This is a genomic window from Flintibacter muris, from assembly GCF_943192995.1.
In the GTDB taxonomy this organism is placed as follows: Bacteria; Bacillota; Clostridia; order Oscillospirales; family Oscillospiraceae; genus Lawsonibacter; species Lawsonibacter muris.
In genome coordinates this window covers 1-20,764 of the sequence record NZ_CALPCP010000050.1, presented here as the reverse complement: position 1 = coordinate 20,764, position 20,764 = coordinate 1, and the positions used below count along the sequence as shown (strand labels likewise).

The window sequence follows — 20,764 nt, the reverse complement described above, 5'->3', positions numbered from 1 at the left end:
TCGCATATCTGCGTCTCTCATTTTTCTGTATCATACCCTCATTATAGCACCTTTTTATCTATTGGTACAGCTTCTTACATTTTGATAGAATGGGAAAACATACGGGAAAGGGCCCTGATACAACTCCAAGAGTATACTGCAGGCTGTCAAAAAAGTCCTGACGGACTTTTTTGACAGCCTGAAAATCTGCTACGATACGGCGCAAACGCCTGCTATGCAGGCGTTTACAGACATGAGATCTAATGCGAGACGGGCACCGCCCCCTTGTGCTCCCTCGCATTTAGGATACCTCGTTTTTTCTATCCGGTAGTTTTTCGACAAGCTGTATACTGAGTAACTTTTTGGGTTTGTACAGAGTTTAATCATAACTACCTGCGGATATAGGTGATATATGATATGCTCACTTTTGGGGAAAATAGTTCAACTGACTCGACTTTTAAAGTAGCAATTGTCCTCTGGATAGAGTTGAAATTTTCTGCATGTATGGAATATTTTTGTAGACAAATTTTTTTTACGTGATATAATAAAAGGCAGATTTAGACATAATTCGGGGGAGGAACGCAACATGGAGGGAAAACTGCGGCAGGTTACAGATAATATCCACGGAACTATATATTTGAGCGATATTGAGTCACGTATGATCTCTACCCCGTTCTTCTACCGGCTTCATGACATCTATCAAAGTTCCACCGTGTATATGACATTTCCCTCCAACCGCACAAAGCGATATGAGCACTGCTTGGGTACGATGGAGCAGGCCGGGCAAATGTTCTTTTCTTCTGTTACAAACACATCGAAAAAGATACGCCAGAGGTTTATTGATGAACTTTATAAGCAGTTCACCATCATTGCGGACGCTTTTAAAAATCGGACCAACAGTGCGTTTTATTTCAACAATACGGGAGATATGCTGGCGAAGGCCTTGCCCAAATCCAAATTCAAGGATATGGACAATTTAAAAGCGCTTATAGCAGTAGGGATGAGCAACGGTGCGGTCTCCGATATTGCCCTTTCCCATCAGTCCGTCTGTTTTTTTGACCTTTTAGGCAAACACACCCAGTCCTCTGGCGATCAGCACAGAGGCACCGATGCTGCTCTTCTTTATGCGTTTCTTTACCAGTGTGCTTTGCAAGCCGTCCGTATCGCAGCGCTCTTCCACGATATTGGACATCCGCCGTTTTCTCACATCATCGAGGAAACCCTGTTGGAACTCTATGATGGCTGCGGACCACAGGGGGACGATCATTCAGACTTTGTGGAGGAAAAGGCCGCCTGTCTCAAAAGTATGCTCGAACCCTTTATTGGCCGCCATAGCCCTCCAGAACTTCTACTAAATTCGGGAAAAACCATCAATGCTGCCCTTCATGAGCAGATCGGGCTTAAAATGCTCCAAAGCGCTTTTCAACGCATTTTCGGAACGCTCCTCCAGGAGGCTACCGAACGTTCGCAGTCTCTGGCTTGTAAAACGACCCGTTCTCTCTATTATGTCACCGTTATAGAACTGACTTTCGCCATACTGCTGGAACAGAACCCATTATGTACGGCGTTTCACCGCATGATCGATGGTCCCATTGATTCGGATCGTCTGGATTATATCGTTCGGGACTCTGAAAACTCTGGCATTGACTGGGGCCGCATCCCTTATAATCGTATCGTCTGCTCGGCCATGCTAGCCTCCACTCCGGAAGGCCAGTTTACCATTGCCTTTCCTGAAAAGATGGCCGATGACTTGGATGATATCCTCGTCGCCCGGTATAAAGTGTTCTCTCGCATAAACTATCACCACCGCTCTACCAAGACGGCCCACCTGCTTCAAAAAGCTGTTTCCACACTGGCCAGGGACTACTTGTGTACACCCGTGGGCAAAGAGTGTATCTGTGCCAATATATGTGATCTGTGGACGGCGCTGGGGGCTACTTTGGGGAAACAGGAAGAGGAAAATAAAGCCGCAAAATGGAATGACTCCTGGCTGATCTCCGTACTGCACAGCGCCTTGATTAAGCTCAGCGATGATGGTACCTGCGAGGCATTGGAATCCAGCGGCTCTCCCGTCCGGACGTCGGCCGACATCCGTCGTCTACAAGACCTCTTGGAAGAGGTCTTGCTGAATCATAAGCACTACTACGCCCTGCTGAAGCGTCAGAAGGATGCGAAAAATCTCATTGAAAAAATTCTCCTACGCTCCGGTATCACCAACGAACGCCTGGAAAGGCTGTTACAGCGGGAATATCAAAAGTTGTTCTCCAAAACCGGCGAGGATGCCCAGGAGGCCCAGGAATCCCTATACCGAGTTGGCCGCCTGATGGACAACATCCTGCCAAGAGCGGATTTCGAGGAGCTGGAGATTTACTTCCTGGGTGAGAGTTGCGAGAGTCGTATCGTTCATATACTAGAAGGTGAGCAGCAAAACAATACCATCAGCGACTTTATCGTTTCTCCGAATGCTACCCGCTACAAGCTGGGAATCAGCGATGAGTTGCGCGACCGGATTTACCTCTATGCGCCGGATGGCACGATCTACCCCTATGACATCAATGGCTCCCTTTTCCCCCTGTTACAAGCACACCGCATGGCCAACCTGTGGTTGAATGTCTATGTAAGTTTGCCCAGCGCAGAGAAAGCGGCGGACACCTTGACCGAGTTGTCGGAAAAGGTTCAGGGTTGCATTGGAGACGATCTAGCTACTGAGTTCAGCAGGCTCTTTCCCCAGTTCTTCAAAGATAATTTGTCCGATTCCCAGGTATGCTGAGGTAGCGAGGAACTTCCAAGCAAGCGGAAAATTTGAATTTCTTGTAAATTCGAAGAACATGCTTGCATTTTGGGGTTTTCTCGGGTATAATACTTACCCGCACCTTTCTAGAAAATCTGAGATTCTTAACGCAATCCTAAGTACGAGAAAACAGGAAAGTGGTGTAATCTATGTGCAAGGTCAGAACAGGAGCAGACGTCCAAACCACCGCAGATCTCCAGAATCTTGTGACCAGCGTTATCCTCCGGCAAACCCACCCCTTCTCCAAGGATACCATCAAAAAGCAGGTTCTGTCCAAATTGGCGGGGTCTGAGTTTTTGTCGGACAGGAAAAAGCAGACGCAGGTCATCAAAATCTGTGAGAGAACATTGAAACTCATGGTGCTCTCCAGCAGCATAAAGAGCAAGGGTATGGACAATGACTGTTATCATTTGGCCTTATCTTTTCCTTCCTATAATCCTTCTATGATGAGTGTGAAGTAATCTTAGAAAGTAGACAATTAGAAATTGATCGTTGAGTTTAAGTTGGATAAAATCTTTTCTAATATAAATCGATTTTGACCGCTTACTCCAACTTGTATTGATAAAAAAGATGCAGGCGAGAAACCAATGTCATTAAGTTAAGGGTAGAAGGGGGCAAATGCGGGGCATTTGCCCCCTTAACAGTTATGTAGAAAACCGGATAAATCCTTAAGTTAAGGTCAAATTGTAAATAAAGTGTAAAAAATGCGAGAAAATATTGAAGATTTACGCATGATATGGTACTCTATATGCAGTCGTCGTGACGGACGGTCGCATGGAAAGTTTTGAATGAACCACAGAAACACAATATCACATCACTCATAACCACAAAACCACATTTTTATTAAGTTTAAATGCTTTGATTTCACTTGCTTTGATTGATTTTTGAATTTTCCTACATTGAACAGACCACAAAACCACACAACCACATTACACATAACCGCATAGTTTAGATTGTTAGTAGCGAACGAGAACGTCAAGGACACGCCCCGCCTTTTGGGGGTGTGCTTTTGCCGTTCTTTTTTCGTCCGGCGGCAAAACAGCCAACGGAGGAAAATTTTTTTGAACATCAATCAAATCAAATATGCTCTTGATGGTTCCATCAAGAGCGCGGCTGAGAAAGCAATTAGAGGTCCGCTGTTCCGCAATCGCAAGCTGTCAGTTGCCGACACCATCCGCCTTTTGATAGGCGCGGAAGGCGGCTCTTTAGATAAGATTCTCCATGCCGCCGGGATTGAAGTCACCGCGTCCGCCGTCAGCCAGCGCCGCGCTCAAATCGACCCGGCTGTGTTCCGCGCTGTCTTTGATTCGTTTAATGCCGCTTGTGTCGATACGGAGATGTTCCACGGATACCGTCTTTTTGCGGTGGACGGTACAACAGTCAATCTCCCCCGCAATCCTGCGTCTGCGTCCTTTGTCTGCAACGACGGGATTCCAAACGGGGTGAATCAGCTCCATGTAACGCCGCTGTATGACCTTTTGTCCCGTACTTTCATTGATACGGTGATACAACCGGAGCCGAAAAAGGATGAGATCGGCGCATTGGTCACAATGCTGCAACGCAACAGTTTTTTCCAAAAGACGCTCATTATTGCCGACCGTGGTTTTGAGAGCTACAACATGATAGCGCACCTGTTAGAGAAGCCTAACGTGGACTTTCTCATCCGGGTAAAGCAAAGCCGTTCTGCCATGCGCGAGGTGGCAAAGCTCCCCATGCTGGGGCTGGATTGCGATATATCTTTTTCTATATGCACGACCCAAAAGAATACTGACAAGCAAAATCAAAATTATGTGTTCCTGCAAGTCCCCAAAAAATCAAAACCGGGGTCTAAAACCCGGCGCGGACGCTGGGATTTTGGCAACTATTACCCCATGCGCTTTCGGATTTGCCGTTTCCTGCTGGATAATGGTGAGTTTGAGACGGTGGCAACATCCTTACCGCGCTCTTTCACACCGGACGATATAAAGGCCCTCTACCACATGCGCTGGGGCCAGGAATTGGCCTTCCGTGACCTCAAATACACGTTGGGCCTAATAAATCTCCACGGGAAATCAGACGGATTTGCGGAGCAAGAAATATTTTCCAGTTTAACCGCATTTAACTTCGCAAGCCGGGTCTGTCGGGAGGTGGCAGTCCGACAGCCGAAAAAGGGTATATACGCCTATAAGGTCAATTTCAAAATGGCTGTTGCGCTGTGCCGGGAGTTTATCAGAACGCCGAAGGCGGACGCTGACAAACTGCTGAGCGACATTGCGCGGTACACCGTCCCTATCCGACCGGGACGGCAGAATGAGCGCAATCTCCGGGTGAAGGGGTTCCCTGGATTCGTCTACCGGGTGGCCGCTTAAAAAATGGGGGGCCAGGTCTGCGCGGCCCGCCCCCTATCCTGGTTTATTTTTTGAAAAAGCCCCTCTAGGGGTCAAAATCGCGGGATTTTTCAAAAAAATGCGCCGTCTTATCTTAACGGCAGAAAATCTGTGTTCAAGATTGTTGTTTTGCCTGAAATCTCAACATGTCCCGGAAATGTAGTAGAAAACGGCTGGAGTGCTTCTTTTCCTGCATAAGTCACGCTTGCCCTAAAAATACAACTTGCCCCAGAAATGCCATAAAATCAGTTTTTGCACCTCCCCATTTTTTGAAGAAAATTGCCCCAAAATCAGCCGTTAAGTTAAGGAAAAATCCAAATTTCAACATGTCCTGTTTATGATATAGAAATCAGCGGTTATTTTCAAAACCGCAAGAATCCAAAAACACCACCGAAAAATCAACAAGTCCGGGAAATGTCGATAAAAAAGCGGGAAAGTCCGTTTTTACAGACCTTCCCCGAAAACGCCCTTGCAATTTCTTCCGTCATAGGGTAAAATAGCCGTGGAGACATAAATAGCGGCAGAGCACAGCGGGTTGCCGCCCGCTATGCTCCGATGAAGAGTGTCCATACCACTCAACACCATAGTCTTACGTAGACTACACCGTATCTCCCATTATACTGTCATATCGCCCAATTTGCAACAGGAAATGGGTTTGGTGTTTCGCTTTGATTGAAGCTCAGTCAGGCGGTGTTGAGTTATACGCTCAACACCGCTTTTATGTTTCCGACGAAAGCCCAGGGCGGGGGCACATCCCCCGCCCGCCCTTCGGGGCTTCGTTGGAAATAAAATTCGAGAGGAAGAAGGTAAATGAAGAAGAAAATATTTTCCCTTGCGTTGGCTTTTGCGCTGTGTATGGGGCTGATGGTTCCAGTGTCAGCAGAAGAAACAGTCTCTGTTGTTTGGCTGGACGAGGATCTGGTACCTTCCGGCAGTCTTGGGTTCGATGATGGAATGATGGGTGTCAGAAGGAATAAGGGAGCGTATCAGTATGGCTTTGTGGACCAGACGGGTAAGCTTGTTATTCCCTTGCAATATTCTGAAACTCAACGTTTTACCGAGGGGTTGGCCCCGGTCAGTCGCGCAAGAGATTCCGGATGGGATTTATGGGGCTATATTGACAAAAACGGGAAACAGGTTATTCCGTGCATTTACCAGTTGGCTGATAACTTTTCCGAGGGACTGGCCGCGGTAGAGATACTATCTGAAGATGATGGGTACAAGTATGGCTATATTGATAAAACTGGTAAAGTTGTGATTCCCTTTGAATACGATTTTGGGCGCAGCTTTATTGATGGCTATGCGGCGGTACAAAAGAATGGCAAATGGGGATTTATTGATAAAAGCGGCGAGATTGTGATTCCTTTTGAATATGGACTTACGGGGCTAGGTTTCTCTAATGGCCTGGCAGAAGTTTATAAAAATGGAAAATAGGGATTGATTAACGAAAAAAATGAGTTTGTCATTCCACCGGAATTAAATTATTCCGATATATTATATTGTTCAGAATGGGATATGGTGCAAGTACGAAAAGGAAATTGGGGAGATTTTGATTACGGTTTTATTGATAAAGATGGTACATTTAAAATTCCGCTGATATATGATGCGTGCTATGGTGTTTCCGAGGGCCTTTCGGCAGCCAGATTTGGCCCTATTTGTGGATTCCTTGATAAAAATGGTGAATGGGCTATTCCCTTTCTCTATTCGGAAGTCTCCCCATTTTTCGAAGGTTTGGCTGCGGTTAAACAAAACGGCAAGGCTGGCTACATCAACAAAGCTGGAGAAGTTGGGCCACGCTACCGCCGCCTTTACTCTGGACAAATACGGCCACTTTACAGAGCGCATGAAGCAAGACAGCGCCATCCGAATGGAGAGCTTCATGAAAGACGTTTTAAACCTGTAAAGGGAAAACATAAGGGAAAATTACAGAGAAAAACCCGCCAACCCCTGATATTACAAGGGTTGACGGGTTTCTTTGTGGACTTCCACACGAAGCTCCTCCCAAGTGCGGGATTTTTGCCTGCGTCTTTTTTGTCAATGTAAGTTGGCAGGGGCGAACACTTTGGATGCCTATACAAAGAAAGTTCGCTGATCTTGGTGGTTCCCTTTCTATTTCAGGACGGAATTGGCAATGGCGTCTGCCAAAGCGTCGATCTCGGACTCATTGTCGGCCTTAAGGGAGGAGGTAACGGTCATCTCCTCATCCAGGACGGTCATATTCTTCAAAGACTCAATTTCCTCCTTCATCAGCGCGCCGGAACGGGGGGCCCAGGAACCGCTGCCCATGATGGCCACGGTGCGCTTTTGCAGGTTGAGGGCCTTCATATCCATGAGGAAGTTGTGCATGGGCGGGAAAATGCCCAGGTTGTAGGTGACGGAGGCCAGCACCAGGTGGCTGTACTTGAACAGGTCGGAGATGAGGTAGCTGACATGGGTGGAGGACACGTCGTACAGCCGGGTGTTTGTGATCCCCCGGGCGGTGAGCTTGGCGGCCAGTACCTCGGCGGCGGCCTCGGTGTTGCCATACATGGAGGCGTAGACGATCATGACGCCCTTCTCCTCCGGCTCATAGGTGGCCCAGTGGGTGTACTTGTCAATGATATAGCCCAAATCCTTACGCCAGATGGGCCCGTGGAGGGGGCAGAGCATCTTGATGTTGTCCAAGCCCACGATATTGGCGGCCTTGTTCAGCAGGGCCACCACCTGGGGGCCGTATTTGCCCACGATGTTGGTGTAGTACCGGCGGGCATCATCAATCCACTCGCCGTCAAAGTCCACCTCGTCGGCAAAGAGCTTGCCGTCCAGGGAGCGGAAGGAGCCGAAGGCATCGGCGGAGAAAAGGACGCCGTTGGTGGTGTCGAAGGTGACCATGGCCTCGGGCCAGTGAACCATGGGGGCGTAAACGAAGGCCACGGTGTGCTTGCCGAAGCACTTGGTATCACCCTCCTTGACCTCCTCAATAGCGCTGGGATCCAGGCCAAAGCCAAACTGGTTCAGCAGGGTCACCGCCTTGGGGGTGGTGATAATCTTTACCTCGGGCCAACGGAGGAGGATTTCCTCAATGGAGGCGGCGTGGTCGGGCTCCACATGGTTAATCACCAGGTAGTCCAGGGGACGGCCGTCCAGTACGGCCTTCACGTTGGCGATGAACTGCCGGCCCACCGCCCAGTCGGCGGTATCGAAGAGGACGGTCTTCTCGTCCAGCAGGACATAGGCGTTATAGGACACGCCGTGGTACAGGGGGTGGATGTTCTCAAACAGGGCCAGCCGGTGCTCGTCCGCGCCAACCCAGTACAGGTTATCGGTGACCATACGGTAATTATACATATAGGATTGCCTCCTTTATCATTTTAGTGGTAGTTACGCCTCGATCTCGAAGAACGCGTCCACGCCCTCGCCGCAGTGGGGGCAGGTCCAGCCCTCGGGCAGATCCTTGAAGGCGGTGCCGGGCTTGACCTCATTTTCGATATCGCCCTGCATGGGGTCGTATTCATGGCCGCAGCCGTTGCAGATGTACAGCTTCCGGGGCTGATAGACCTTCTTGGGGGCCATGCGCTTCATCTTGGTCATGGGCGGGGCGGGGAGCTTCTCTCCGGTGTCCAGGGCAGCGGTGAGCAGGGGCAGGATCTCCATCACGTCACCCACAATGCCGTAGTCGCAGTTCTTGAAGATCTTGGCGTTGGGATTTTTGTTGATGGCTACAATGCAGGAGGCGTCCTTGATGCCCTTCAGGTGCTGGACGGCCCCGGAGATGCCGCAGGCAATATACAGGTTGCCCTTGAACTTCTGGCCAGACATACCCACATAGCGGTTGAGGGGTACATATTTCAGCGTCTCGGCCACGGGGCGGCTGGAGCCGACAGCGGCACCGGCGGCGCGGGCCAGATCCTCGATGAGCTTCATGTTCTCTTTCTCGCCGATGCCCTGTCCAGCGGACACCACCCGTTCAGCCTGGGTGATGGGGGTGTCCATGGGGATGCCCACGGTGAAGTCGTGGCCGTCCTTTTTCAGGTTGGCGACCAGGGCCGCCACCTTCTCCTGGGCAGTGCCGTCCTTGAGGACCAGGCGCTTCCGGGCACCGGTCTCGGGACCCCGGGGGCCGGTGGCAGCGGCGGAGGGGGCCTCCTTGGCGGCCTTGCCCAGGATGTGGGCGGCAATCACAACACGCTGAATTTCGTTGGTGCCCTCGTAGATGGTGGTAATCTTAGCGTCCCGGTAGAACCGCTCCACCTCCATGCCCTTCAGGTAGCCGCAGCCGCCGAAGATTTGCAGCGCGTCGTTGGTGACCTCCAAGGCGATGTCGGAGGCATACTGCTTGGCCATGGCGGACTCCATGCCGTAGGGCACGTGGGCCTGCTTCAGCTCGGCGGCGGAGTAGATCAGGAACCGGGCGCAGCGCAGTTTGGTGGCCATGTCGGCAATCTTGAAAGCGATGTTCTGCTGCTGGCAGATGGGCTTGCCAAACTGAACCCGCTCCTTGGAATACTCCACAGCAGCCTCATAGGCCCCCTGGGCGATACCCAGGGCCTGAGCGGCGATGCCGATGCGTCCCCCGTCCAGGGTGGACATGGCAATCTTGAAGCCCTGGCCCTCCTTGCCCAGCAGGTTTTCCTTGGGGATCTTCACATTGTTGAAATTCAGCTGGCAGGTGGCGGAGGAGCGGATGCCCATTTTGTCATAGTGCTCCTCAAAAGTGAAGCCCTCCCAGCCCTTCTCCACGATAAAGGCGGAGATGCCCCGGGTGCCGATGCCGGGGGTGGTGACGGCGAACACCACATAGGTGTCAGCCTCACCGCCATTGGTGATAAAAATTTTCTCGCCGTTGAGGAGGTAGTAATCCCCCATGTTCTCGGCGGTGGTCTCGGTGCCGCCGGCGTCAGACCCGGCGTTGGGCTCGGTGAGGCCGAAGGCCCCCAGCTTCTTGCCGGAGCATAAGTTGGGCAGGTACTTCATCTTCTGTTCTTCGGTGCCGAAGGCGTAGATGGGGTAGGTGCCCAGCGAGGTGTGGGCCGACAGGATCACTCCAACGCCGCCGTCTACTCGGGACAGCTCCTCCACGGCGATAGCGTAGCTCAGGGCATCCGCCCCGGCCCCGCCGTACTTCTTCTCGTAGGGCAGGCCCATCAGGCCCAGTTCACCCATTTTTTTCACGGCCTCATGGGGGAACTGGTTGTTCTGGTCCAGCATGAAGGCGATGGGCTTCACCTCGGCCTCGGCAAATTCCCGTACCTTGGCCCGCAGCCCCTCATGCTCCTGTGTGGTTTGATACAGCATACAGATATTTCCTCCTTTATTGACAAATTTCCTCTGCTTCCTGAAAAATTGCGCTCAATGGTGTTTTGCGAAGCTCTCCGTCCAGCACCTCCTGAATACGGGACAGTTCCCGGCACAGGCCGCAGTCCCCCTCGGGACGGTTCTCGCACCGGTAGCCCGGCTTCTGGCAGCGGTTCAGCCGCAACGGCTCCCCCAGCATACAGAACAGGTCTCCCAGATATAGTTCTCCGCAGTTCTTGCGCAGGAGGTATCCACCATTGGAGCCCCGGCGGCTGAGCACCAGCCCGGCGGCGTGAAGCTGCTTCAAAACCTTTAACGTAACAGCCTTTGGTATATGTTCCCGCTGGGCGATGGCGGCGGCAGACATATGTCCGTTTTGATACATCGCCCGGAGAATGCGCAGAGCGTAGTCCATCTCACGGGTTATCAGCAAAGGATCACACCCTCTAAATAGTACCATTTTAGTCCATTATACTATATCTGGTCAATTTGTCAATCTATTTGGACGGAAAAATTTGATTTTCAGCATTCTGACGAAAAAGCGGCTGCTTCGCTGGTATGCCGGCGACGCGGACATCCTTTGCATTTGACAAGAGTTTATCTACGGCAGCCCTGACCTATTTACAGTTCGTAGAAATATACCGCAGATTGTCTTTTCAAAAAACAGCTGTTACAATATTACTCCTGAAAAATAATCTAGAAAAAAGATGCAGAAAGTGGTAAAATAGACAGCATGGAACACGTAGATTTACGAAAATTGAATAGAGGAGAACTCACGCAGATACGCCGTCAGGTCGTACGCCTCAAAAAGATGGGGAAAACCGGGAAAGAAATTGAGGAATTAACCGGAGTACGGCAGAGTCGCATTAGCGAAATATGGACGGCGTATCAGCGAGAGGGAGACAGTTCCCTGGAACCGAAGAAACGCGGGTTTCAGAAAGGGACACATCTGCGGCTGACACCGGAGGAGCAGGCAGAAATACGAGAAACGGTCATAACACGCCGTCCAGAGGAATTTGGGCTCGCCGGCAGTCTGTGGACGCTGAAGAAAGTGTGCGCATACGTCTGGAAAAAGTATCGGAAAAAGATATCAGACGGGAGTGTGTCGGATTATATGCGGCGCTGGGGATTGACCTGCCAGCGTCCGGTGAAACGCGCCCGGAAACAGGATCCTTCTCGCATCTAAAGGTGGCAGGAGGAGGAATATCCAGCCATCGCCCAGCGAGCGATGGCGGAAAATGCCGTGATTTACTGGGGAGACGAGACTGGGATCGACAATTGCTCAAACTCTGAGCGCAGGTTTACACCCAAAGGGCGGCCTCCGATTCTGCCGGTGGAGACGAAAAGAGAGCGGCTGAATATGCTTTCCGCCCTGAGCAGGCAGGGAGACGTTCGCTTTATGCTGTGTGAGGATTCCATGAATCAGCAGCGCCTGATCCAATTTATGGACCGGTTGATTCGGACCTCCAACCAAAAGGTTTTCCTGATTTTGGACAATCTAAAGGTGCACCATGGGAAGAAGGCTGCAGCCTGGCTGGACAGGCACCAGGATAAAATCGAACTGTTCTTTTTGCCGCCCTATGCCCCGGAGAGCAATCCGGACGAATATCTCAATCACGCGTTGAAGCTCTCAATCCATTCTGGCGACTTACCTCGGACCAAATACGATATCCGCCATAAAACAGCTTCCTTCATGCGTACCTTTCAACATTGCTCTGATAAGGTCTCCGCTTTCTTTCAACATAACCAGATTTCCTATGTTCTAATTCGGGAGTAATACCATTAAAGATCCAGTCATCCGGGACATAACTCGTGATGCTGCCACTTGCCGCACTGGGGAACAGTGCCCACTCCAGACCGCTTTGAGTCGGAATGGTGAAATCAGGCGGATAACCAGCTACCGGCTTACCCACCAGAACGCCGTTGGCGCTGTCGCTGGACTGGTTGGGATTTTGGATGACGTTCAGACCGTTGGTGTTGTAGTAGCAGCCGTCCATCCAGTCACACACATTGTCCCACCAGCCCTCGATGTTGCGGTACTGGGTATAGCCGTAGGTATCCCGGTTGGCTGCCGTTGTTCTCCTTGGAGCCACGCGCCGAACAGCCCCGGCCAATCCGCTCACCATTCCAGTCAGCGAACTCCACCAGGAACAGTATCCCAACGTACCACATCTGAGCAAAGTCCATCTGCCAGAAGTTCGCCCCCAAGTTGTGGATATTGGTCCTGGCCGTGCTCCTGGTAATACTTACCTGCTGCGCCTTGTTGGTTTCCGACTTGTAGGTGCCGGAGGCGCAGTGATACCGCCCAATGTGGAACTGTTGACAAAGTGGCGAGAAGGCGCTTAGGTGAAACAGCGCAAGAAAAAAGACGCCCAACCCGGCGTCATACCATGCACTTTATCATCCTCTTCAGGTTCAAGGCCGTGGCGGAAAGGAGGCAGTGATCCTCCGCTGCCTCTAAGCCCCGTCGTAAGACGCGTGTCAGGTTGTGGCTCCATTTCTGGATGGAAATGTACCTTCGCACCAGATCTGCCTCAGCCGGAGGGCCTGCCGGTACTCCGGCGAATCCGCCTGGCTGAGATTTGTCTGGGAAGCATCTTCAAAAACACTGCGCGTCAGCCGCCGGGCCTTGTCTTTCAGGCTCTTGTTCAGGCACCGCTCCTTCATCGGGCAGCTTTGGCAGTCAGACGGCTGGGCACTATACACCCAATGCAGGCTGCTGCCTGCGTTCCTGCTTACTCTGGTCAAGGTGAGTTCTTTCCCGCTGGGGCAGCGGAAACAATCATTGCTTTGATCATACTGGAAGTGTTCCCTGCGGAATTCTACGCTCGGATGAGGACTGTTCTCCATTGGACGGACAAAAAAGGAAACGCCATGTTCTCCCAATACCTGATGGGCCAGTCCAAAATCATACGCGGAATCAGCTGTGGCCTTCTGCACCGGGAGCAGCTCCATGACCCGTTCCATCTGTTCCAGATACGGTGTTTTATCGCTGGCGTCCCCAGCTGTCACCGCCACATCCAGGATGATACCGTGGTCTGCATCCAAGGTCTGATGGCTCAGGTAATACATCCCATGGGGCTTATTGGCGCGATTGAGCCAGCCAGCGTCCGAATCTGTCCGGCTGACCCGCCTGTGGGGGTGTTTTGGTTTCCGTTTCAGCATTTTTATCCGTTTCTTCTTTTGCTTCCCTGTCTTTTGTGCCAGATATTCTCCGGCCTGTTCCTCATAGGTATTCAGCCGTTCCCAGTACGCACCCGGCCCTTCAGACGTTTCCACCATGTACATGGACGCTGGGGAGGCGCTGGCCTTTACATGGGTGGAGTCTGTTGCCACCAGCCGCCCGCTGGCAAGTCCCATGTCGATACATTGCTGGGCTACCCGCTCAAACAGCCGCCGGAGTACCTTTCGAAATGCCGGCTTCCGCCGCCGCAGTTGAGAGATTGTGCTGTGATCCGGTACCCGCTCATCCAGATCTATCCCCAAATACCAGCGAAACGCATTGCTGTCCGCACACCGTTCCTCAATCTGCCGCTCCGATGGGATGCCGTACAAAAAGCCAACCAGCAGGTATTTTACCAGTACCACCGGGTCAATGGGTGGACGGCCATACTTCCGGCTGTATAGGTGTGCGGTTTCCTCATACACAAATGACAGATCCAGTGCCTATTCCAACTTCCGCAAAAAATGGTTTTCCGGCACCAAATCCTCTATCGTTACCATGTGATATTTTAACTGCATATCCCCACCCCTTCCCATCTCTAATTATACCATATTTTGATCGCTTTGGGGGCACTTTGCCAACAGTTCCAAATTGAGGTTTGTTTTCACAGTCTAACAGTTGTTCCAATCCCGCCGGACTTCCGCTTGATAGTGGCTGTTGATGGTAATGGTGGCGTTATACAGGGCGGTCAGCAGGTAGGCCCGGATGTTACGGATGTCGGTGGAGTTGCGGGCCATGCTCTCAAACACATAGTTGATGTGTTCACAATCCAACGTCAAAAAACGGGATTTGACCTGCTCGGCGGGTATGTCCTCGCCGCCGATACGGATAGTCGGGCGGGTACTGCACAGTGTTTCCGTAATCAGCTCTGCCGGACTTTTCCGGCCACTCTGGGGGTGGGTAGATAGCGAGTTTACTCCGTCCGCAAAAAGCGGATTTTGCATCTTTGGTGCGTAAATTTTTTGAAACGGGAGACCGTTTTGGAAAACCAAACTTTTCTTACCTGTTTTTGCGATGCAATATCGATTTTCGATTTGATTATGTGATTTTGTTTTGCTGTTTTCGGGCGGTATCTTTTTCATCTATACAAGGTTTTGTGATACTAAACAGACTATCTTAGCACATTCCTATGCCTCTCAAGAAACCAATCGCTTATGCCAAAATAGTCCGAGCATTCTACTTGAATCGTTATCTCAAGGATGGAGTCGACCATAACTCACCGCAAAGTACCGAGCAGGTGGAATAGGAGCCATATCCGGGAACCATTACGGCGGAAACCGCCGGAACATGAGCGAGGAAGAAGAGGCGTCACTGCTGAAGCCGTTTCGGGAGAAAGCGGAAAATGGACATCCCAGAAAATATTGTCCTTTTTTACATTCCTCCCTATACGCCGGAAATGAATCCCATTGAACAGATTTGGAAAGAAATTAGGAAACGAGGCTTTAAAAACGAAGTCTTTCCTTCTTTGGATAAGGTTGTGGATCGTCTCTGCCTTACCATTTGCTCCCTCTTGCCTGAGCTCATCTCTCACATTACAGGGAGAATTTGGATTTTAAATGCTTTTATTGGTTATTAGAATCAGAGCGTAGGTCTCCTCATCCCTATACCACAACCTCCAGCGATCAAAAGCGACGTTTTATTTTTGTGTTTTAGAAAAAGTTTCTGCTGTAGAAAAAAGCCACCCGCCAGAACTGAGTCTGGCGGGTGATCGCATTAGGAAGAGGTACTGCATAGTGGAATACGCAAATTATCCAACCCTTGGGGAATTATTGCGACAGGATATATTTTCAAATAGCCAGGTACTGAGCGGAGAGGCCGCCCTGGATATTCCCGTCGCCGGTGTAAATTTGACAGACACGCCGGATTACTATGACTGGGTCTCCCCCCATGAATTGCTGGTTACAAACTGCTACGCCATCTGCGGTGATGCACCCGCTCTGTCCGCATTCATTGGACACCTTGCGGAAAAGGGGTTGGCGGGTGTATGTATCAAGCCCTCACGGTTTCTGGGAACAATTCCAGAATACATGATCTCGGCGGCAAGAGAGCAGGAGTTTCCTTTGATAGCGCTGCCGCCTACGATCCGGTTCGCCGATATCACCAAGGCGGTCTCTGACGAACTTCTCCGCCGGCAGACCGCTCTGCTACACAACAGTATCGCGGTAAACCAGATGCACCCGTCCTCAAATCCCCCGATTTCCTCTGTTCCGTTCCTTGTTCTGGGATGGTAACCGTATGCGTTTCATCCGCGATCATCGTTCCCACTATGGACATCTGACGCACATTCGTGCTATGATGAAAAAAACAGTTCACGGAGGCAGATCTCATGCAAAAGATCATGATCGTAGAAGATGACCCGGCCATTCGGGAGGAACTGGCGCTGCTCCTGGAAAATGAGGGATATACGCCTCTTGTAATTTCGGAGTTTATCGATATACCCGCTCAGGCGGCGCTGGAACGCCCGGACTTAATTCTTTTGGACATTGGCCTTCCGGGCAAGGACGGCTTCTCTCTTTGTGCGGCGCTGCGGAAGGCCATTCCCGCGCCGGTGGTTTTTGTCACCAGCCGGGATGCCGGTGCGGACGAGGTACGGGCGCTGAGCCTGGGCGGGGACGACTACATCACCAAGCCATACAGCGTCCCCGTCCTGCTGGCTCGAATTAAAGCGGTTCTGCGCCGGAGCGGCGAACCGGAACAAGCTGATTTACTGGAGGCCGGTGAACTGCGATTGAGCCTGACAAAAGGGGTTGTGTCGTCCGGCAGGAAAGCCGTGGAACTCAGCCGGAATGAACTGCAAATTTTGGCCTGCCTGATGGTCCATACCGGGCAGATTGTTTCTCGGGCCGATCTGATTGACGCCCTGTGGGACAGCCAGATTTACATTGATGACAACACCCTCAGCGTGAATATGACCCGGCTGCGGGGAAAGCTGGCGCAGATCGGTCTGCCAGACGCCATCAAGACCCGGCGCGGAATGGGGTATCAACTATGACACTGCGGGAATTTTTGTCGGACCGGCTGAAGCGTATCGCGCTCCAAGTGATCTGCGCCGGACTGGCAACGCTGTTCCTTTTCGCCACGGGAACACAGTCAGGAGTTCTGGTGATTTTGCTGATCGTGTTCCTGCTGGTTTTCCTGATGGTGAATATGTTTGATTTCTTTCAGCAGCGCGCCCGCTTTCTGGAATTGAAATCTATTCTGGATGGTCTGGACCGTAAATACCTGTTTACGGAGTGCGTTCCGCAGCCAAAAGGGCTGTTTGAACGGCGGCTCTTTGACCTGACCCGCCTGGCTGGCCGCGATATGACTGGCGCGGTATCTGACGCCCAGGCATCCCAAAGGGAGTACCGGGAATATGTGGAACGCTGGGTGCATGAGATCAAAGCCCCTCTCACCGCCGCCCGCCTCATTTGTCGGGAGTTGGACGGGGGCACCCGCCGGAAGCTCACAGCGGAACTCAGTCAAATCGAGGCCCATGTAGAGCGGGCATTGTTCTACGCCCGTGCGGAGAACCCGGAGCAAGACTGCGTGCTTCGACAGGTGAAGCTGGAGAAAATCGCTGCCCAGGCGATTGAGAACCATCGCTCCCTACTGATTCAAAATGGCATCCAGGTGGAGACAAAGGGGTTGGACTGTACGGTCTATACCGATGAAAAGTGGGCAGTATTCATCCTGGGTCAGCTGCTGCAAAACGCCGCCCGCTATCGGGGACCGGAACCGGTAATCACCCTTTCAGCCAAGCCTCTCGGAAAACAGGTACAGCTTACTGTCTCAGACAATGGCATTGGTATTCCCGCCCATGAACTTCCCCGTGTGTTTGACAGAGGTTTTACCGGCAGCAACGGACGCAGCCGGGGCGGTTCCACTGGTATGGGCCTGTATCTATGCAGAAAACTGTCTGGTTTCCTGGAGCTTGGACTGGAGATTGTCTCTGAGGAAGGAAAGCGAACCACTGTTACCCTCACCTTTCCCGCAAAGCAAAATCTTACAAAACTGTAAGACAAATCAATATAACTTCGATACAACAGCCTTCGCTTCTGGTGTACCATAGAGCCATAAGCAAAGGAGGCAAACTGCCATGTTACAAGTACAGAACATCGAAAAGTATTACGGAAGCAAAAACAACGTCACTAAGGCGCTTGAGCGGGTGAGTTTTGACGTGGAGGCTGAGGAGTTTCTGGCCATCATGGGTGCGTCAGGGAGTGGAAAAACCACTCTGCTCAACTGTATCTCCACCATCGACACCATCAGCGCCGGAAAAATCCTGCTGGACGGTGTGAACATCGCCGATCTCAGCGAGGAAGAATTGGCGAAATTTCGCCGGGAGCGGCTGGGTTTTGTCTTCCAGGACTTCAATCTTCTGGATACCCTGACCGTTGAGGAAAACATCGGGCTGGCTCTCTCGCTGAACCATACCGACCCCAAAGCGGTACAAAGCAAAGTGCGTGATGTGGCTCAAAAGCTGGGGATTACCGACATACTGACCAAGTTCCCCTACCAGATTTCCGGCGGACAGAAGCAGCGAACCGCCTGCGCCAGAGCGATGGTGGCTGGGCAATCCCTGTTGCTGGCGGATGAACCCACGGGGGCGCTGGACTCCAAGGCATCTAAGAATCTGCTGGAAATCATGACCACCATGAACCAGGACATGGGCGCTACCATCCTCATGGTTACTCACGACGCCTACAGCGCCAGCTATGCCAAACGGGTGCTGTTCCTGAAGGACGGGCGGGTGTTCAATGAGCTGCTCCGGGGAGAACGGGGACGGCCCGTATTCTACCATGAAATTCTGGATGTTCTTGCCGCGCTGGGGGGTGATGTCAGTGACGTTATCTGAGCTCTCCCTGCGCAACGCCAAGCGCCAGGCCCAGGATTATCTGGTCTATTTTGTCACAGTGGTCATGGCTGCGGCCCTGCTGTATTCGTTTAACGGGCTGGTATTCTCTCAGGAGATCATCACCTTGTCCAAGGGTATCTCCGTACTTCCTCTGATGATCGTGCTGGCCAGCGTGGTGGTGGTGTGCGTCTTTGGCTGGCTGGTGGCCTACGCCACCAGATTCATGCTTCTGCGCCGGGGCCGGGAGCTGGGGCTCTATCTGCTCATTGGCTTGGAGAACCGGCAATTAGCCCGGCTGTTCTTTCTGGAGAATCTGGCTGTGGGCGGCTGTGCCCTGGTGCTGGGGACCGCCCTGGGCGGGCTGTTCTATCAGGCGTTCCGTGCCATTGTACTGGCGCTGTTCGGCCTGCCCTACGCCTTTTCATTCAACTTTTCCCTCCCCGCCTTGGGACTGACGGTCCTCTATTTTGCCTTGATCTATCTCTTTGCCCTTCGCCGCAGCCGCAAATATATCCGCAGGGCGAATATCCACGACCTGATCTATGTTGACCGTGCCAACGAGGGCATGGTCATTCAAACGGGAAATGTGCGCCGCTGGATGTTCTCTTTCTCCATTGTGCTGGGTGTGGCCGGAACCTGTCTGCTGATGGCGGGAGGCGCCATTTTGGGCGTCACCGGGGCGGGATGCGTCATTGCGTTCCTGTTCGGCTTTTTCCTCAGCTTCGCCTCCGGTGTACCCGCCTTCTTCGACCGGCGGCCCGCCCGGAAGTACCGGGGACAAAGCCTGTTGGTATTTCGTACCCTGACAGCCAAGCTGGCCACCATGGGTGTGCTGATGGCCACCATCTCCATGATTTTTACGGCCACCCTGATCTCCGAGGGGGCCGGGTTGGTTTTCCGGGGGCTTTTCGCGGGCCGTGCGGCGGAAAACGCCTGCTTCGACCTGTATATCGGCGCTGCCGGCGACGGGCCGGTCAGCCAGGATTATTTCGATTTCATCCAGGACAATATTTCCTTAGAACGGGATCTGCACTACTGCGTCTACCAAGCGGAGGACAGCCGGGTCATGGACTATGTGGAGCGCATGGGAGAGGACTATCACCGCTACTTTGACCGAGACCCGGTGCTGCGGTACAGCGACTACGCCGCGCTCCGCGCCATTGCCGGATACCCGCCGGTGGAATTGAAGCCGGGGGAGTATCTCATCCACTGCAGGGCCTACCTGGAAAAGCATTTGACCGGCTACACCCAGCCCATCTCCCTGGGAGGCGCCAGCCTGATTCCCGGCGGGGTCCACGCGGAACACCTGCTGCAAAATTACGACACGGGCAACGGGGCGCGGTATATCCTAGTGGTGCCGGACGAAGTGGCGGAGGACCTTCCGGTGTTTCACCACGCCTATGCGGCCAAGACTGCCCAGCCAGTGACGGAGGCCCAATTTAACCTTCTGTGTGACATCAATTACAGACTGGGAGAACAGAATCTTCTGGAGCCAAGCTATGATGAGATTCACACCAGAGCCTCGGAAAAGGCGGAAGAGGCGGCCCAGACGGTCCTGGTCGTCTTTCCCCTCTTCTACCTGGCCCTGGCCTTGACCATGACCGCCGCCACCATCCTTACTATCCAACAGCTCAGCGAAACAGAGCGGTACAAGCGACAGTTTCAGCTCCTGCAAAAGCTGGGCATGGACCGGCGGGAGATGGCAAGGACTCTGCGAAACCAGTTCGCCATTTACTACGTCCTGCCTGCCGTGCCGCCTGTGCTGATCGGCATACCCTTTATCCTCCACTTGTCCCGCGCCCCCGAGCCGGGAGTGATGGTGGGGATGAACAGCCCTGGGGCCATTGTGGCAATCTCACTGGGGATTTTCTTCCTGATCTATGCCATCTACATTCTGCTGGCCTATACCAGCTTGAGGCGGAACGTACTGCCGCAGTGAGCGTAGGGAGAAGCGGCCTCCTGTTCCCCACCGGGCTGTTTGACCCATAACTTGACCCGGAACAGGAAATTCCTCTGCGGAACCAACGGAGCGGATGGTAAATAGGGGACTCTTGAATTGGCGAGGGTATTTTGGACAATCTTTTTTGGAAAGTCCAAAATGCCCTCGCTGATTTCACTCCATTAAGCGTTTTTGGGAATAAGGTAGTTGACAAAATCAGTAACCAAAAGCTACTACTAGTACTTCACCAAGATAGAAAATAGAAGTAGTGGAGAAGTGAGAAATGTGGTAAAATACTCTCGGGTGATGAGGAATGAACCACAAATACATTGTAACATTAACGGATGAAGAACGG

19 protein-coding genes and 1 pseudogene are annotated in these 20,764 nt (G+C 52.1%); 12 read left to right on the top strand and 8 right to left on the bottom strand.

All coding sequences use genetic code 11. The features are described from left to right. Window positions 1-565: 565 nt before the first annotated feature. Window positions 566-2,749 carry an HD domain-containing protein gene (locus tag NFS22_RS20805; RefSeq protein ID WP_251319613.1) on the top strand — a complete coding sequence of 728 codons (2,184 nt, stop codon included), beginning with the start codon at window positions 566-568 and terminating at the stop codon, window positions 2,747-2,749. Window positions 2,750-2,874: 125 nt separating this feature from the next. Here the strand turns inward: NFS22_RS20805 and NFS22_RS20800 are convergent, their stop codons facing one another. Then, window positions 2,875-3,180, bottom strand: coding sequence for a hypothetical protein (locus tag NFS22_RS20800; protein ID WP_251319612.1), 306 nt, complete (start codon window positions 3,178-3,180; stop codon window positions 2,875-2,877). Window positions 3,181-3,831: 651 nt separating this feature from the next. Here NFS22_RS20800 and NFS22_RS20795 point away from each other — a divergent pair. The 3 genes from NFS22_RS20795 to NFS22_RS20785 all read left to right on the top strand — a co-directional run bounded on the left by NFS22_RS20795 (window position 3,832) and on the right by NFS22_RS20785 (window position 7,179). Next, entirely contained in the window at window positions 3,832-5,118 is a 1,287-nt protein-coding gene (locus tag NFS22_RS20795; RefSeq protein ID WP_251319611.1) for an IS4 family transposase, read from the top strand. A gap of 828 nt (window positions 5,119-5,946) precedes the next feature. Beyond that, window positions 5,947-6,570, top strand: a complete 624-nt coding sequence (locus tag NFS22_RS20790) for a WG repeat-containing protein (protein WP_251319610.1) — start codon at window positions 5,947-5,949, stop codon at window positions 6,568-6,570. A gap of 3 nt (window positions 6,571-6,573) precedes the next feature. Further along, entirely contained in the window at window positions 6,574-7,179 is a 606-nt protein-coding gene (locus NFS22_RS20785; RefSeq protein WP_251319609.1) for a WG repeat-containing protein, read from the top strand. Window positions 7,180-7,245: 66 nt separating this feature from the next. Here NFS22_RS20785 and NFS22_RS20780 read toward each other — a convergent pair whose 3' ends face one another. From NFS22_RS20780 to NFS22_RS20770, 3 genes are read right to left on the bottom strand one after another with little or no spacing between them, the layout of a single operon-like run. Further along, complete coding sequence (locus tag NFS22_RS20780; RefSeq protein ID WP_251319608.1) at window positions 7,246-8,463, bottom strand: FprA family A-type flavoprotein; 1,218 nt, start codon at window positions 8,461-8,463, stop codon at window positions 7,246-7,248. Between the two features lie 33 nt (window positions 8,464-8,496). Beyond that, the gene (locus NFS22_RS20775) at window positions 8,497-10,410 is read right to left on the bottom strand and encodes an acyl-CoA dehydrogenase family protein (RefSeq protein WP_251319607.1); all 1,914 of its coding nucleotides are present in this window, start codon (window positions 10,408-10,410) and stop codon (window positions 8,497-8,499) included. Window positions 10,411-10,426: 16 nt separating this feature from the next. Then, entirely contained in the window at window positions 10,427-10,843 is a 417-nt protein-coding gene (locus NFS22_RS20770; RefSeq protein WP_251319606.1) for an RrF2 family transcriptional regulator, read from the bottom strand. Between the two features lie 300 nt (window positions 10,844-11,143). Between NFS22_RS20770 and NFS22_RS20765 the strand changes: the two genes are divergently transcribed. Next, entirely contained in the window at window positions 11,144-11,596 is a 453-nt protein-coding gene (locus NFS22_RS20765) for a winged helix-turn-helix domain-containing protein (protein ID WP_251319605.1), read from the top strand. 42 nt (window positions 11,597-11,638) lie between these two features. Further along, window positions 11,639-12,187, top strand: a complete 549-nt coding sequence (locus tag NFS22_RS24175; RefSeq protein ID WP_420908898.1) for an IS630 family transposase — start codon at window positions 11,639-11,641, stop codon at window positions 12,185-12,187. On the opposite strand, the gene NFS22_RS20760 is transcribed toward NFS22_RS24175, so the two are convergent. The 4 genes from NFS22_RS20760 to NFS22_RS20745 form a co-directional block, all read right to left on the bottom strand. Continuing rightward, entirely contained in the window at window positions 12,102-12,503 is a 402-nt protein-coding gene (locus NFS22_RS20760) for a hypothetical protein (RefSeq protein ID WP_251319604.1), read from the bottom strand. The genes NFS22_RS24175 and NFS22_RS20760 overlap by 86 nt on opposite strands. A 388-nt stretch (window positions 12,504-12,891) precedes the next feature. Then, the gene (locus tag NFS22_RS20755) at window positions 12,892-14,058 is read right to left on the bottom strand and encodes a transposase (RefSeq protein WP_251319603.1); all 1,167 of its coding nucleotides are present in this window, start codon (window positions 14,056-14,058) and stop codon (window positions 12,892-12,894) included. Beyond that, the gene (locus NFS22_RS20750) at window positions 14,051-14,260 is read right to left on the bottom strand and encodes a hypothetical protein (RefSeq protein ID WP_251319602.1); all 210 of its coding nucleotides are present in this window, start codon (window positions 14,258-14,260) and stop codon (window positions 14,051-14,053) included. Before NFS22_RS20750 ends, NFS22_RS20755 begins: the two co-directional genes overlap by 8 nt. Continuing rightward, window positions 14,245-14,577 carry a DUF6017 domain-containing protein gene (locus tag NFS22_RS20745; protein ID WP_251319601.1) on the bottom strand — a complete coding sequence of 111 codons (333 nt, stop codon included), beginning with the start codon at window positions 14,575-14,577 and terminating at the stop codon, window positions 14,245-14,247. Before NFS22_RS20745 ends, NFS22_RS20750 begins: the two co-directional genes overlap by 16 nt. Window positions 14,578-14,999: 422 nt before the next feature. Between NFS22_RS20745 and NFS22_RS24170 the strand changes: the two are divergent. The 6 genes and pseudogenes from NFS22_RS24170 to NFS22_RS20715 form a co-directional block, all read left to right on the top strand. Next, window positions 15,000-15,093 (top strand): annotated as a pseudogene (locus NFS22_RS24170) (transposase); the annotation flags it as partial. 273 nt (window positions 15,094-15,366) lie between these two features. Continuing rightward, window positions 15,367-15,864, top strand: a complete 498-nt coding sequence (locus NFS22_RS20735) for a PucR family transcriptional regulator ligand-binding domain-containing protein (protein WP_251319600.1) — start codon at window positions 15,367-15,369, stop codon at window positions 15,862-15,864. A 95-nt stretch (window positions 15,865-15,959) separates the two neighbouring features. Then, window positions 15,960-16,625 (top strand): response regulator transcription factor, encoded by a 666-nt coding sequence (locus NFS22_RS20730; RefSeq protein ID WP_251319599.1) that lies wholly within the window; start codon window positions 15,960-15,962, stop codon window positions 16,623-16,625. Then, window positions 16,622-17,632, top strand: a complete 1,011-nt coding sequence (locus NFS22_RS20725) for a sensor histidine kinase (RefSeq protein WP_251319598.1) — start codon at window positions 16,622-16,624, stop codon at window positions 17,630-17,632. Before NFS22_RS20730 ends, NFS22_RS20725 begins: the two co-directional genes overlap by 4 nt. Window positions 17,633-17,711: 79 nt before the next feature. Beyond that, complete coding sequence (locus NFS22_RS20720) at window positions 17,712-18,470, top strand: ABC transporter ATP-binding protein (RefSeq protein ID WP_251319597.1); 759 nt, start codon at window positions 17,712-17,714, stop codon at window positions 18,468-18,470. Further along, window positions 18,451-20,409 carry an FtsX-like permease family protein gene (locus tag NFS22_RS20715; protein ID WP_251319596.1) on the top strand — a complete coding sequence of 653 codons (1,959 nt, stop codon included), beginning with the start codon at window positions 18,451-18,453 and terminating at the stop codon, window positions 20,407-20,409. Before NFS22_RS20720 ends, NFS22_RS20715 begins: the two co-directional genes overlap by 20 nt. Window positions 20,410-20,764 lie beyond the last annotated feature (355 nt).

Coding starts and splice junctions, on each gene's coding strand:
- NFS22_RS20805 (WP_251319613.1), top strand. CDS start 566: ATGGAGGGAAAACTGCGGCAGGTTACAGATAATATCCACGGAACTATA.
- NFS22_RS20800 (WP_251319612.1), bottom strand. CDS start 3,180: ATGATAACAGTCATTGTCCATACCCTTGCTCTTTATGCTGCTGGAGAG.
- NFS22_RS20790 (WP_251319610.1), top strand. CDS start 5,947: ATGAAGAAGAAAATATTTTCCCTTGCGTTGGCTTTTGCGCTGTGTATG.
- NFS22_RS20780 (WP_251319608.1), bottom strand. CDS start 8,463: ATGTATAATTACCGTATGGTCACCGATAACCTGTACTGGGTTGGCGCG.
- NFS22_RS20775 (WP_251319607.1), bottom strand. CDS start 10,410: ATGCTGTATCAAACCACACAGGAGCATGAGGGGCTGCGGGCCAAGGTA.
- NFS22_RS20765 (WP_251319605.1), top strand. CDS start 11,144: ATGGAACACGTAGATTTACGAAAATTGAATAGAGGAGAACTCACGCAG.
- NFS22_RS24175 (WP_420908898.1), top strand. CDS start 11,639: ATGGCGGAAAATGCCGTGATTTACTGGGGAGACGAGACTGGGATCGAC.
- NFS22_RS20745 (WP_251319601.1), bottom strand. CDS start 14,577: ATGCAAAATCCGCTTTTTGCGGACGGAGTAAACTCGCTATCTACCCAC.
- NFS22_RS20730 (WP_251319599.1), top strand. CDS start 15,960: ATGCAAAAGATCATGATCGTAGAAGATGACCCGGCCATTCGGGAGGAA.
- NFS22_RS20725 (WP_251319598.1), top strand. CDS start 16,622: ATGACACTGCGGGAATTTTTGTCGGACCGGCTGAAGCGTATCGCGCTC.
- NFS22_RS20720 (WP_251319597.1), top strand. CDS start 17,712: ATGTTACAAGTACAGAACATCGAAAAGTATTACGGAAGCAAAAACAAC.
- NFS22_RS20715 (WP_251319596.1), top strand. CDS start 18,451: ATGTCAGTGACGTTATCTGAGCTCTCCCTGCGCAACGCCAAGCGCCAG.